The 13,027-nt window shown below is 44.2% G+C and carries 10 protein-coding genes; 6 read left to right on the plus strand and 4 right to left on the minus strand.

Annotation, left to right across the window (positions count from 1 at the left end):
• Positions 1-78: 78 nt before the first annotated feature.
• Both IE104_RS04340 and IE104_RS04345 read left to right on the plus strand, forming a co-directional pair.
• The gene (locus IE104_RS04340; protein ID WP_189416306.1) at positions 79-1,353 is read left to right on the plus strand and encodes a YeaH/YhbH family protein; all 1,275 of its coding nucleotides are present in this window, start codon (positions 79-81) and stop codon (positions 1,351-1,353) included.
• Complete coding sequence (locus IE104_RS04345; protein ID WP_189416308.1) at positions 1,350-2,867, plus strand: SpoVR family protein; 1,518 nt, start codon at positions 1,350-1,352, stop codon at positions 2,865-2,867. Before IE104_RS04340 ends, IE104_RS04345 begins: the two co-directional genes overlap by 4 nt.
• 42 nt (positions 2,868-2,909) lie before the next feature.
• Here the strand turns inward: IE104_RS04345 and trxB are convergent, their stop codons facing one another.
• Positions 2,910-3,857: a thioredoxin-disulfide reductase gene (gene trxB, locus IE104_RS04350; RefSeq protein WP_189416310.1), complete on the minus strand. Its 948-nt coding sequence runs from the start codon at positions 3,855-3,857 to the stop codon at positions 2,910-2,912.
• A gap of 112 nt (positions 3,858-3,969) precedes the next feature.
• Here trxB and IE104_RS04355 point away from each other — a divergent pair, with 112 nt between their 5' ends.
• Positions 3,970-4,260: a DUF1289 domain-containing protein gene (locus tag IE104_RS04355; protein WP_229837607.1), complete on the plus strand. Its 291-nt coding sequence runs from the start codon at positions 3,970-3,972 to the stop codon at positions 4,258-4,260.
• Positions 4,261-4,263: 3 nt separating this feature from the next.
• On the opposite strand, the gene IE104_RS04360 is transcribed toward IE104_RS04355, so the two are convergent.
• Genes IE104_RS04360 through IE104_RS04370 form a run of 3 tightly spaced genes read right to left on the minus strand, consistent with a single transcriptional unit; the run spans position 4,264 to position 9,781 of the window.
• Positions 4,264-6,024, minus strand: a complete 1,761-nt coding sequence (locus tag IE104_RS04360; RefSeq protein ID WP_189416311.1) for a putative bifunctional diguanylate cyclase/phosphodiesterase — start codon at positions 6,022-6,024, stop codon at positions 4,264-4,266.
• A gap of 18 nt (positions 6,025-6,042) precedes the next feature.
• Positions 6,043-6,501: a response regulator gene (locus IE104_RS04365; RefSeq protein WP_189416313.1), complete on the minus strand. Its 459-nt coding sequence runs from the start codon at positions 6,499-6,501 to the stop codon at positions 6,043-6,045.
• Complete coding sequence (locus IE104_RS04370; RefSeq protein WP_189416314.1) at positions 6,494-9,781, minus strand: PAS domain S-box protein; 3,288 nt, start codon at positions 9,779-9,781, stop codon at positions 6,494-6,496. Before IE104_RS04370 ends, IE104_RS04365 begins: the two co-directional genes overlap by 8 nt.
• 509 nt (positions 9,782-10,290) lie before the next feature.
• Between IE104_RS04370 and trmJ the strand changes: the two genes are divergently transcribed.
• From trmJ to IE104_RS04385, 3 genes are all read left to right on the plus strand, one after another.
• Positions 10,291-11,124, plus strand: coding sequence for a tRNA (cytosine(32)/uridine(32)-2'-O)-methyltransferase TrmJ (trmJ, locus tag IE104_RS04375; protein ID WP_189416316.1), 834 nt, complete (start codon positions 10,291-10,293; stop codon positions 11,122-11,124).
• A 179-nt stretch (positions 11,125-11,303) separates the two neighbouring features.
• On the plus strand, positions 11,304-11,792 hold the full coding sequence (iscR, locus tag IE104_RS04380) for a Fe-S cluster assembly transcriptional regulator IscR (protein WP_189416317.1): 489 nt from the start codon (positions 11,304-11,306) through the stop codon (positions 11,790-11,792).
• Positions 11,793-11,825: 33 nt separating this feature from the next.
• Complete coding sequence (locus IE104_RS04385) at positions 11,826-13,019, plus strand: aminotransferase class V-fold PLP-dependent enzyme (protein ID WP_229837608.1); 1,194 nt, start codon at positions 11,826-11,828, stop codon at positions 13,017-13,019.
• The last annotated feature ends 8 nt before the right edge of the window (positions 13,020-13,027 follow it).

Here is a 13,027-nt window from a genome sequence, read left to right on the forward strand (position 1 = left end):
ATGATTGTGATTGCTCTTAAGCAAACGATAGATGAAGTGGTAGAAGAAAGTTGAATCCTCTTTGTATAAGGGTTGAGCATGAGTTACATCATCGATAGACGCCTCAATTCAAAAAATAAAAGTGCTGTAAATCGGCAACGTTTCTTGCGCCGTTATCGCGATCAAATTCAAAAATCTGTGTCAGATGCCGTTAGCAACCGCTCCATTAGGGATATTGATAAAGGCGGAAAAGTTAGTATTCCCGCGAAAGATATTGGTGAGCCCGTAATCCATCATGGTAACGGAGGTCATAACACTCGCGTGCTTCCCGGCAATAAACAATTCACTACTGGTGACAAAGTTAATCGCCCTCAAGGTGGTGCAGGTGGCGGTGGTGGAAAAAATGCCAGCGACTCTGGCGAGGGTGAAGATGATTTTTCGTTTACGCTCTCGCAAGAGGAATTTCTGGATTTTATGTTTGAGGGTTTGGAATTGCCAAACCTGATTAAACGCCAATTATCTGGTGTTGAAGAATTTAAAAAGGTGCGCGGTGGTATTGCTAACGAAGGGCAGCCTGGGCGTATTAATATTGTTCGTTCACTGCGTGCCGCAAACATGCGCCGTATTGCATTAACTGCGGGCAAGCGCAAACGTTTGTTGGAGTTGGAGGAACAATTAAATTTACTTGATCAGCAAGAAGAGTCCAAGCGCGATTTATTGTTGCGGCAAGAAATATTGCATGAGATGACCAAGCTATCTCATGCAATTAAACGTACGCCCTGGTTGGATACTTTTGATTTAAAATACAACTTACAAATTAAACAACCTATCCCGCGCTCAAAAGCCGTTATGTTTTGTATTATGGATGTGTCTGGCTCTATGGATCAGGCCACTAAAGATATCGCCAAACGGTTTTTTATTTTGCTGTACCTGTTTTTGCAACGTAATTACGAAAAAACCGAAATTGTTTTTATTCGTCATCACACCAGCGCCAAAGAAGTGGATGAAGATGAATTTTTTCATTCGCGTGAAACGGGCGGAACAGTCGTTTCCAGTTCACTTAAACTTATGCAAGAAATAATTGAAGACCGCTATTCTCCCAATGAATGGAATATCTACGGTGCCCAGGCATCTGACGGTGACAATTGGGGCGATGATTCTGCTAACTGCAAAGAATTAATGAGTGAACATCTATTGCCGCTTTGCCAATATTATTCTTATATAGAAATCACGCCTCACGATCATCAAGCGCTATGGCGCACCTATGAGGAGGTTCAAAAGGAGCATTCCGATAAATTTTCTTTGCAGCACATTATTGGTATTGAAGATATATATCCTGTCTTTCGTGAGCTTTTTCATAAGAAGGTCGCATGAAACCAACAGATCCCCTTAAAAAGTCCCCGCTGTTTACTTCTTCAGAATGGAACTTTGAATTAATTAGAGAATGCGATCAGGCTATTGGCGAAATTGCACAAGAGTTTGGCCTCGATACTTATCCCAATCAAATTGAAGTTATTAGTTCAGAGCAAATGATGGATGCTTACGCTGCAGTGGGCATGCCGATTGGCTATTATCACTGGTCATATGGGAAACAATTCCTGAGCACAGAAAATTCCTACAAGCGTGGGCAAATGGGTTTGGCTTATGAAATTGTGATTAACTCAAATCCATGCATTGCGTATTTAATGGAAGAAAATACCATGACAATGCAAGCATTGGTCATCGCCCATGCGTGTTATGGTCACAATTCTTTTTTTAAAGGAAATTATTTATTTAAAACCTGGACCGATGCGGACTCCATTATTGATTATTTGGTGTTCGCGAAAAATTACATTAGTAAATGTGAAGAGCGCTATGGCATAGCTGAGGTAGAGGCCATTATAGATTCTTGCCACGCGCTAATGAATTACGGTGTTGATCGTTACAAACGGCCATATCCTATTTCTGCGCACGATGAAGAGCAACGACAAGCGGAGCGGGAAGAATATTTGCAAAAACAAGTAAATGATTTGTGGCGCACAATACCTAAAGCAATTAGCGGAAAAGCAGAGAAAAACGCACCGCGCTTTCCGCCAGAACCGCAAGAAAATATTTTGTATTTTCTGGAAAAAAACTCACCTTTGTTGGAGCCTTGGCAGCGCGAAGTAATTCGCATAGTGCGCAAGATTGCCCAATATTTTTATCCTCAACGCCAAACCCAGGTAATGAATGAGGGCTGGGCGTGTTTTTGGCATTATACCTTGCTCAACGAAATGTATAACCGTGGTTTGGTGACTGACGGTTTTATGTTGGAGTTTTTACAATCGCACACCAGTGTAATTGCGCAGCCCGCGTACGATAGTCCTTATTTTAGCGGTATTAATCCCTATACATTGGGTTTTGCAATGATGATGGATATTCGTCGAATTTGTGAAAATCCTACTGCGGAGGATCGTGATTGGTTTCCGGATATTGCAGGTAGTAATTGGAACGAGACGTTGCATTTTGCAATGCGTAACTTTAAAGATGAAAGTTTTATTTTGCAGTTCTTGTCACCCAAAGTTATGCGCGATTTAAAATTGTTCAGCATTGTGGATGACGATAAAGAAGACAAAATAGAAATATATGCGATCCACGATGAGGACGGATTCAAAAAACTGCGCGAGACTTTGGCAGGACAATATAATCTGGGCAATCGCGAACCCAATATTCAAATTTACAGTGTCAATGTTCGTGGGGATCGTGCATTAACCTTGCATCACACCATGCACAATCGTAAGCCTTTGGCAGATTCAGCGGAAGAAGTGTTGAAGCATTTGCATAGGCTATGGGGATTTGATGTGCATTTACACTCGATGGATGGTGATGAAATTATGCAAAGTTTTCATTGCCCACCTAAACCAGAATAAAAAAAGGCCGCTCTATTGAGCGGCCTTTTTCACACATTACATTTAGAGATCATCCAGATATTTTTCTGCATCCAATGCAGCCATACAGCCTGCACCTGAAGAGGTAATCGCCTGGCGATAAATATGGTCAGCAACATCTCCTGCCGCAAATACGCCGGGAATGTTGGTTGCAGTGGCATTACCATTCAGGCCGCTTTGTACTTTGATGTAGCCGTCTTTCATATCCAGTTGGCCGGCAAAAATATCAGTATTGGGTTTGTGGCCAATCGCGATAAATACGCCCGCAACATCAATTTCCTGGGTTGCGCCATCCTGGGTGCTCTTTAAACGTAAACCAGTTACGCCTGCATCGCTACCCAATACTTCTTCCAATTGATGATTCCAAATGATTTTGATATTGCCATTCGCCGCTTTAGCAAATAATTTATCTTGCAGAATTTTTTCAGACTTCAATTTATCGCGACGGTGAATCAAAGTAACTTCACTGGCAATGTTAGATAAATAAAGTGCTTCTTCAACTGCTGTATTACCACCGCCCACAACAGCAACTTTTTGGCCGCGATAAAAGAAACCGTCACAGGTTGCACAGGCACTTACTCCGCGACCCTGGAACGCCTCTTCAGACGGCAAACCCAAATATTGCGCCGATGCTCCTGTAGCGATAATCAACGCATCACATGTATAAGTGTTCGAACCGATAAGCTTGAAAGGGCGTTCGGTCAGCACAGTTTCATGAATATGATCGAAAATAATTTCGGTATTAAAGCGCTCAGCGTGTTCTTGCATTTGCACCATCAAATCTGGACCTTGCAAATCGTGTACGCCACCTGGCCAGTTTTCAACTTCGGTGGTGGTTGTTAATTGACCACCTTGCTGCATGCCGGTAATGATGACCGGTTTCAGGTTGGCGCGCGCGGCGTAAATAGCGGCGGTATAGCCTGCTGGGCCTGAGCCGAGAATGATTAAACGGTGATGTTGTACGTCGCTCATGGGTATTTCCTTAGGCTGTCTTAAATAGTGTTTTACTAATGTGGGGCATGATAGGCGAATACCAAGGTCGGCGCAAAATTGTCTGTGTTAATACCGGATATTGCGGAAAGCTATGAATATGGATGGTCGCTGTGATCAGCAGCAGATAAACTGGGTGTTTCTTCTATTTGCCTATTTGCCGAGGTTACGAGCTCCAATGTCTCCACCGGGTTCCAAGATTATTGACTCTCCCTGCGTGCGCAATTGTTGTCTGAATGATGATGACATTTGTTTAGGCTGCGGGCGCAGCCTGCAAGAAATTACGCGCTGGAGTACAAGCACCGATGCTGGTAAGGAAGCAATACTTCTCGCTGCAGCTGAACGGCGGCAATTAATCTGGCTGCGCCAACATAATCAGGATTAATAATCAATTCGGAATAATTCGGCTGTCCATCGAAAGTAGGGTTTTCCATGCATCTGGATTATGTGAGCTCAACAATTGTTCGAAAGCCTCGCTGGAAACCGGTTTGGAGAATAAATAACCTTGCAGTAAATCGGCGCCACATTCGCGGCAAAATCTCGCTTGTTCCTTTGTTTCAACGCCTTCTACCACAATTTTTAAATTCAAACTTTTTCCAAACACAATCATTGCTCGCAAAATTCTACTATCGTCGATGTTTTCTGGAACGCCTTGCACGAAGGTTCTATCAATCTTTAATGTACGTGCGGGTAGGGCTTTTAAATAAGCCATAGATGAATAACCGGTACCAAAATCATCTACGGAAATTTCCACACCATAATTTTGTATTTGCTGCAAAAGCTCTGCGGTGGTTGAAAAATTTTCGATCAATATTGATTCGGTAATCTCCAAACCTATGCATGAGCCCGGTAATTCAGTTTTGTCTAAATCAATTTTAATAGCGTTATAAAGTTCTTCATCGGTCAACATTTGTGCGCAAACATTAATACGCACATTAAAGTTGGGCGGAACCATATTATGTTTACGCCATTTGGAGAGTTGTTGGCATACTTTAAGTCTGCTGCGCGAATCTATTTCCACGATAAGACCAATTTCTTCGGCAAGCCCAATAAATTCACTAGGTGGTAAAACTCCGCGAGTGGGATGATCCCAGCGAATCAAACTTTCGGCTCCCGAAATCTCCAGTGTCTTTGCATCTATTATTGGCTGGTAGTAAACGAGGAAATGATCTGTGGGAATTAGCGAACGTAACTCTTTTTCTAACCGAATTCGTTCCTGAACTTGTGCATGTAACGCGGAAGAAAAAAAGTGATAATTGTTTTTGCCATCACGTTTTGCGCGATACATGGCAAGATCAGCTGCTTTTAGCATGTCGCCAGCGCTGTTTCCAGCATCTGGATAGGTGGCAACCCCAATACTGGCAGAGATATATTGCTCGGTATTTTTAATGATAATGGGTCGACGCAGATCTTCCAGAATGCGCTCTGCAAGTTGGATAACTGGTTCCTGTGACTCAAAGTTATGGGCTAATATTGCAAATTCGTCACCACCCAAACGACAGACAATATCGCCGTTGCGCACAACATGGAGTAAGCGACACGCCACTTCTTTTAAAAGCTGGTCACCGGCGTCATGTCCCATGCTGTCATTAATGATTTTAAAATTATCCAAGTCCAAAAAAAGCAACGCAAGTTGATCATTCAAACGATTAGCGCGTGGGATAGCCGTACGCAAACTTTCATCAAAATAATAACGATTAGCTAGTCCGGTTAAGGAATCATTTTCCGCAAGTGTGCGTAACCTCTGATGGCTTTCATAAAGTTCACGTTCTAATAAATGGCGCGTCCGCGCATGTACTATGGCGCGGGTTAAATGCTTATGGGAAATTTCAGATTTAAAAAGCACATCTTGTGCGCCAGCTTCGAGGCATTGTTGTTCCAGCACCTCATCTTCCGTGGCACCCGTGAGAATGATAATGGCAGCGTGATGATTCGGGTTGCGAACCAACATGCGTAGTGTGTCCAGCCCATCCATGTCGGGCAAGCGATAATCTAATAGCACAGCATCAAAATCGTCCGTCTCAAATTCTGCTAATCCACTATTGGCAGAAGATGCTTGTGTGATTTGAATATTCCATTCAGTTTTTTTGAAGGTACGAACGATTGCCAGGCGATCAAGTTCGTTATCATCTATTAATAACAATTTCATCGTGACTCCATGTTTCTACTATTTAGCTATATTTGGCATTTCTACTATGCGCCAATAATGATTAAGCAGGCCGACGACTTGTAAAAAGTCGTTATCCATTCTTTGTTTTAACAAATATCCAGCAACGTGCTCTTTATAAGCGGCCAAAATATCCTCATCTGATTTGGAGGTAGTTAAGACAAAAACTATGGCTTGTGTAAGTGCAGGGTCCGAACGTAATTCTTCCAAAAACTCCAAACCATTCATGCGTGGCATATTGAGATCTAACAAAATAATGTATGGCGAAGGGATTTCTCCCGAGCGCAATAATTCAATCGCTTCAAGTCCATCGCGTGCGCGGTAAATAGGGTTGAGCAATTTAAGCTTATGCAAGGCGCGTTTTAATGCAGTTGCATCTATGTCGTCATCTTCAACCATTAGCAGGCTAACTTCTTTACAATCTGCATCATGTGCAGGCGGATAAACTCGCTCAATCATTTTCTTGTCTCCTGCGTATGTTTTGAGGCCAGCTAAAGCTAAAGCAACTTCCACGTCCAGTGGATTTCAAAGTGACGCGTCCTCCATAGGTCTCAACAATTTTTTTAATTAACGCTAGCCCCATGCCGCTACCTTCTAATTCATCCCGGGGTTTTAATGTTTGGAACATTCCAAATATTCGCGCCTGGAATTTTTCCGGGATTCCCGGTCCGTCGTCGCATATGCTAAATTCAAAAAAATTATCATCTAATACTTTTGCGCCAACTTGGATAATACCTTCTTGCTTGTCATGATGTTTAATCGCGTTGGAAAAGAAATTGCGAATCACTAATTCAAACGGTGTGCTCAGTGTGGTGAAGGTTGGCAGTGAATTCGTTATTTCCAATCTCAGTCCTGGCTTGTTGTTTTGAATTTCAAAAATTTCTTTAACCATTTTGTTGATATCAACTTCCAACATTTGTCCTTCTACTTTTCCTGCACGATAAAATATGAGCAAATCGTCCAGCAATTTTTCCATGCGTTGGATGCGATTACGCAACAATCCGGTATGTTCTATTACTGAATTGGTTTCATTGGCAGCTAGATCTTCTTCGATCCAGGTGGACAGCTGAGCGATTCCGCGTAGAGGGGATTTTAAATCGTGAGATGCTACGTACGCGAAGGTTTCCAGCTCTTTATTGCTGCGCTCAAGCTCATGGTTGCTGAATTCCAATTCAGTTTTTCTCGCGGCAAGAATTTTTGCTGTTTCTATAGTTTCGGTTATATCGCGCTTAATCGCGGATACTCCAATGATGTTGCCATCTGCATCCTTAATGGGGGATAGCGTTATAGAAACGTTGATGATGCGCCCATCTTTGCAGCGTCGTTTAGTTTCAAAATGTTTAATAACAATTCCGCTGCGGACTTGCGCCAACAATGATTCTTCCTCGTGAATTAAATCGGGTGGAAAAACCAAATCTTTGATAGGTTTGCCAATTGCCTCTGCTGCGCTAAACCCGAACATATTGGTTGCGCCTATATTCCAGCTTGTAATTACTCCGGTAGGTGTTTTACTGATAATGGCGTCTTCCGAGAATTCAACGATTGCGGATCGCAAAGCCTCGACATTGTGAACTTTCGCGAGTGCTAACTCTTCGCGTGTGACATCTATATTAGTACCGAGCATCCTCAGCTGGTTTTGTCGCGTTCGTTCAATTTTTGCTTTTGCATGCAGATGTTTAATGGTTCCATCAGGTTGAATGATGCGAAATTTACAATCGTAGGGAGTCAAGTTTTTTATAGAGTCCTGAAAAAGCTTTTCGACAATTGGCAGATCGTTTGGGTGAACACATTGTTTCCACGCCTGGATGTCCCAGGTAAAATAATTTTTGTTACGACCGTACATCTCAAACATGGCATCGTTCCAAATTAATTTTCCTTCCTCGACCATATATTCCCAAACACCAATTTGGTTGATTCGGGTGGTGAGTTCCAATCTCTCGCGGCTTTCGTTCAACGCTATGTCAGCATTTCTACGTTCTGTAATGTCGACAATCGACGCGAGCACTTTCAAGCCATCTTTTGTCTCTACGGGGGCTAGGCCGATTTCCAGTGGGAACTCAGTGCCATCGCGACGCAAGCCAAACAATTCCCTGCCGGCACCCATTCTGCGAGGCGAAGGATTGGCAAAAAAGGAATTTCTGTTATGCGCATGGCTTTTTGCGGCACCACTGGGAATAAGTTTTTCAACAGGCTCGCCCAACAATTCAACGCGGTCGTATCCGAAGATTTTTTCGGCTTGCGCATTAATGATTTCCATAATGCCGTCAGCATTCACCATAACAACGCCGTTGGGCATGGCCTCAACAACTTGTAATAAACGTGTTTCCAAATCTCGTCGCGCGGAAAAATTGTCATGGAAAACAGCCAGTGCGCGTGCCATTTCACCAATCTCTTCTTTGTGATCTAAAAATGGAATGCTTTGATTAGGTTTTTCATCAGCAATTGCGAGCATAGCCCGCCGCAATTTTTGCAGTTGAAAAGTCAGGCTGCGCGTGATCAAGCTGGCAACAGTCAATCCGGCACCGAGGAAAATTGTAACTATCACTATAACCAGCTGCCTTGCCTCTTCTTCAATCTTTGCAACAGATTTATTGATATCTACAATATCTTGCTGCGCTTGTAAACTTATAACTTCAAGCTTCTCATCAATTGATAATACGAACTCCTGTCCATCGTATACCGTGCGGGTTGCATAAAGTTCAACATTTTGTTGTTCAAGTTGCTGCCATGATTCAAGTGAAAAGCTGTTCCAACGTTTTACTTCCAGCGTTAAATTATTAAGCAATTCGTCTAATTTTGGATCGCTTTTTCGTATGATGTTTACATCGGCCACAATACGTTTTTCACTGCTTTTAACGACTTGCGGAATATCTTGCAGATCCTTGGTCGATTTTTGTATAGCAATATTTTTTAAATGACGATTTAAAGCGTCGATTTCGTTTTTAATCCGCTGCGCTGCATTGCTAATTTGCAATGGTTTTTCGTAAAGTTCGTGTGCCAATGCGGATACGGTGTGTATTTGCATAAACGCAATTGAACCTATGGCGATAACAAGAACCGCCATAAACCCAAACCCGGCAACTATACGTTTGAAAAAATTTAATCGGTTAAATGCGTCTATGGCGAATGGGTAAAGATGAGCAATTAAGGCGATGGAAAATAAACTCAGCCCTACTGCCGTATGTGGAGCCATTTTTATTCCCAACCAGACAAATGCGGGAACAATTCCAATGCCGTGCCCCAGGATTGCAATAAATGTAATGGTTAAACAAATCAGGTTTAAAAAAACGATAGGAATAGCAAAAGATTTGATGTCCTGTCTGAACAACAGCATGGATGCACTAATAACAATGAGACACAAAGCAGATGTTGGTGACATCAAGCCCTGGTTCAATTCATTTATATTTGTTTTGGCAAGAAACCAGTAGTTGACGTTAAGGTTTAATTTAGTGATCGCTTCAATCAAGGTAAGACCGCTAATCACGCCGATAATAATTGCGCATGCTCTAACGAGAAAAAATTTATTGTTGAGCAAGCTGATTAAAGTTATTCCGCAGAGAATGACGCAAATGGCTGTGTTATACGCCATTCTGGTAACTGTGGGATGGGATGCGCCGAATGAGTGGGGAACATGCCACGCAAAAATAACACTGACGCCGAGAATACAAAGGGCAGCAGCAATAATGGCAACAAGTGGAATCGCCTTATGTTGGGGTGTAATACGTTCTTGAGCAGTCATGCGGTATCTCAGCTTCCATATTTTGAGATCAAGATCACCTACCAAATACTATCGAGGCATAACCGACAAGCCAAACTGATTTGGCCTCGTGCTATCTCGCCTGCCAAAACAAACGAAGCTTTGCTCCTCCTCCATAGCATTAATAAGTGTATAACCTCTACCTGAATAGTACAGGCCAAAAATACACAAATGTTATTACAGGGCTTTACACGCCGTTGAATGTCATAAATGCATTTCCAATGAGTGTGAATTGTTTTCATAACTTTTTTTTCGGAATTAAAATTTTTAACTGCGATTAGTTTGAACATGCACCTCTGCTGCTGTTAAACCTGCTGTCACGATGCATATATGTCCAACAAACAATGAGCGGTAAATCGAGCCATGTATTTGATGTTTGGCGGGTGAGATTAAGCTAGTTACGGGCTGCTATCAGCTGAAGCAATTTGTTACACTGCGCGCCTTTTTACAGCCGGCCTCCGGCATTACCGAACCGTTTTTGAGACTTTGCTATGTCAACTGCCAACTTCGCCAATATACGTATCGTTTTGGTTAACACGACCCATCCGGGAAATATTGGCGGAACAGCCCGAGCCATGAAAAATATGGGTCTGTCGCGTTTATATCTGGTTGCCCCCAAGGAATATCCTTCGGACAAAGCGGTATGGCGTTCCGCCGGTGCGACAGATGTGCTGGACAATGCGGTGGTGGTTGAAACTCTGGATGAAGCTATTGGCGGCTGTTCATTAGTAGTAGGTACTAGCGCCCGTGAGCGCCGTATTCCCTGGCCGTTGCTTGATCCGCGTGAGTGTGGCGAGAACGTTTGGGTGGAAGCGGGGCAGCATGAAGTGGCGATTGTGTTTGGTCGCGAAGATCGCGGTTTGACCAATGAAGAGCTGCATAAATGTAACTATCACGTCCATATCCCTGCCAACGAAGAATACTCATCCTTGAACCTGGCGACTGCGGTGCAGGTGATTTGCTATGAAGTGCGTATGGCCTTTTTGAAGGCGACTGAAGGTAAAACGCTACCCGGTCATTCTTGGGATATGCCGCCTGCTGATTCCGGGGCTTTGGAAAATTACTATGAGCACCTTGAGGAAACCCTTGCCGGGCTTGGGTTTCTTGATCCGCAAAACCCAAAGCAGACCATGACCCGTCTACGCCGCATGTACAACCGCGTGCGAATGGATCAGATGGAATTGAACATCCTTCGCGGCGTCCTTACCGCTATGCAGAACTACGTTTACTACGCCAATAAAGTGGTTGGAAAACTTGGTATAGCCCCGGGGATCGACGCCCTACGTGAAGCTGCAAAAAGCGAAGATCAGGCACCTAAATCTTAAAGGGCGGGCATATAGCTCCTATGGATAAGGGCTGTTTCTTGGTGAAAGCAGCCTTCCAGCCACCTAAAGATGGGTTCCAGATGAGTCTTTGTCGCATTAAGCGTTGGAAAAGCCTTAATAGTTGAGTAAAATGGTAGGATATAGACCTCAGGCCTAGCCATCTCAACAGGGTTTTTCCTATGCGACTCACCACCAAAGGACGTTATGCGGTCACCGCCATGTTGGATTTGGCTCTCCATACGGATCGTGGGCCGGTAAGTTTGGCGGATATTTCAGCACGGCAGGGGATTTCCCTCTCTTACTTGGAACAGTTGTTTGCGCGTTTGCGCCAATGCAATTTAGTTCAGAGTGTTCGTGGCCCCGGCGGTGGTTATAGGTTGTCGGGTAATACGGCGGATATTTCTGTCGCACAGGTAGTAGATGCAGTAAGCGAGTCTCTGGACGCCACTCGCTGTGAAGGCAAAGGCAATTGCCACGAAGGCGAAGTCTGCCTTACCCACCATTTGTGGGAGAGTTTGAGTGACCAGATCCACCAGTTTTTGAGCAGTATTAGCTTGGCGGATTTAGTGGCACGCGGGGATATCCAAGCGGTGCGTGAGCGCCAAGATAGCCGTTTGCAGCAAGGTATCAAGCCGGAAAACCATATAGCCCTGAGCGAAATTTTGTAGCCTTTGATTTGCGATTAATCCAGAGACCATCGAGTGACTCCTTCAACCTCTTTCCGTAAGCCAATTTATTTGGACTATGCCGCCACCACGCCGGTAGCGCCGGAAGTTGCCGCCAAGATGGCGGAGTGTTTGACGCTGGAAGGTAATTTTGCGAATCCTGCGTCTCGCTCACATTTATTCGGCTGGCAGGCAGAAGAGGTTGTGGAAAGTGCTCGTGCACAAGTCGCTAATTTAATTGGCGCAGACACGCGCGAAATTGTGTGGACAAGTGGTGCAACCGAAGCCAATAACCTTGCATTAAAAGGTGCGGCAGAAATTTATCGCACACAACACAAAACTGGCGGTCACATTATTACCTCCGCCATTGAGCATAAAGCGGTGCTCGACCCGGTCGTCTGGTTGGAAGAGCAGGGTTTTGCCGTAACGCGTTTACCGCCCAATCCGCAGGGCATTATTGAAGTCGATGTTTTAGCTGGTGCCTTACGCGAAGACACTTTTTTGGTAAGCCTGATGCAAGTCAATAATGAGTTGGGTTGCATCAACGATATCAAAACTTTCGCGGCGCTCTGTAAAAGCCGCGGAATTTTAATTCACTGCGATGCCGCGCAAAGTGCAGGCAAAATTGCAGTAAATGTAAAAGAGTTGGGTGTGGATTTGTTGTCGCTCTCTGCACACAAATTCTACGGCCCCAAAGGTGTAGGCGCGCTCTATGTGCGCCGCGCAGGCGATGTAAAAATTGCAGCACAAATCCACGGCGGTGGCCACGAGCGCAATATGCGTTCAGGCACTTTGGCAACGCATCAATGTGTTGGCATGGGCGAAGCAGCCGAGCTTGCGCAACGTAGTCTGATTACAGATGGCGAGCGCATCGCCGGTTTGCGCGATTTGTTGTGGGAAGGAATTGCCGATTTACCAGATATAAAACGCAATGGCTCAAGTACAAATGCCGTCAGCGGAATTTTGAATGTAGCTTTTGCGGCGGATGCAAGTCACGGCTGCGATGGCGAAGCACTTTTACTATCGCTGCGTGATCTCGCTGTATCGAGTGGCTCCGCCTGTAACTCGGCCAGTATGTCACCGAGTTATGTGTTGAAAGCCATTGGTTTGAGCGATGCACAAGCGCAAGCATCGCTGCGTTTTAGTGTAGGGCGTTACACCACGTGCGAAGAAATTGAATTTGCGATTGAACACATTCGTAGTGTCGTCGCCAAGCTGAAAAAAGCTTAAGGTAAAAA

The organism is Cellvibrio zantedeschiae, assembly GCF_014652535.1.
Lineage (GTDB): Bacteria > Pseudomonadota > Gammaproteobacteria > Pseudomonadales > Cellvibrionaceae > Cellvibrio > Cellvibrio zantedeschiae.

What these genes read in the sequence shown, in the direction of transcription:
- IE104_RS04340 (WP_189416306.1), top strand. Translation starts at nt 79, where the DNA reads ATGAGTTACATCATCGATAGACGCCTCAATTCAAAAAATAAAAGTGCT.
- IE104_RS04345 (WP_189416308.1), top strand. Translation starts at nt 1,350, where the DNA reads ATGAAACCAACAGATCCCCTTAAAAAGTCCCCGCTGTTTACTTCTTCA.
- trxB (WP_189416310.1), bottom strand. Translation starts at nt 3,857, where the DNA reads ATGAGCGACGTACAACATCACCGTTTAATCATTCTCGGCTCAGGCCCA.
- IE104_RS04355 (WP_229837607.1), top strand. Translation starts at nt 3,970, where the DNA reads ATGAATATGGATGGTCGCTGTGATCAGCAGCAGATAAACTGGGTGTTT.
- IE104_RS04360 (WP_189416311.1), bottom strand. Translation starts at nt 6,024, where the DNA reads ATGAAATTGTTATTAATAGATGATAACGAACTTGATCGCCTGGCAATC.
- IE104_RS04365 (WP_189416313.1), bottom strand. Translation starts at nt 6,501, where the DNA reads ATGATTGAGCGAGTTTATCCGCCTGCACATGATGCAGATTGTAAAGAA.
- IE104_RS04370 (WP_189416314.1), bottom strand. Translation starts at nt 9,781, where the DNA reads ATGACTGCTCAAGAACGTATTACACCCCAACATAAGGCGATTCCACTT.
- trmJ (WP_189416316.1), top strand. Translation starts at nt 10,291, where the DNA reads ATGTCAACTGCCAACTTCGCCAATATACGTATCGTTTTGGTTAACACG.
- iscR (WP_189416317.1), top strand. Translation starts at nt 11,304, where the DNA reads ATGCGACTCACCACCAAAGGACGTTATGCGGTCACCGCCATGTTGGAT.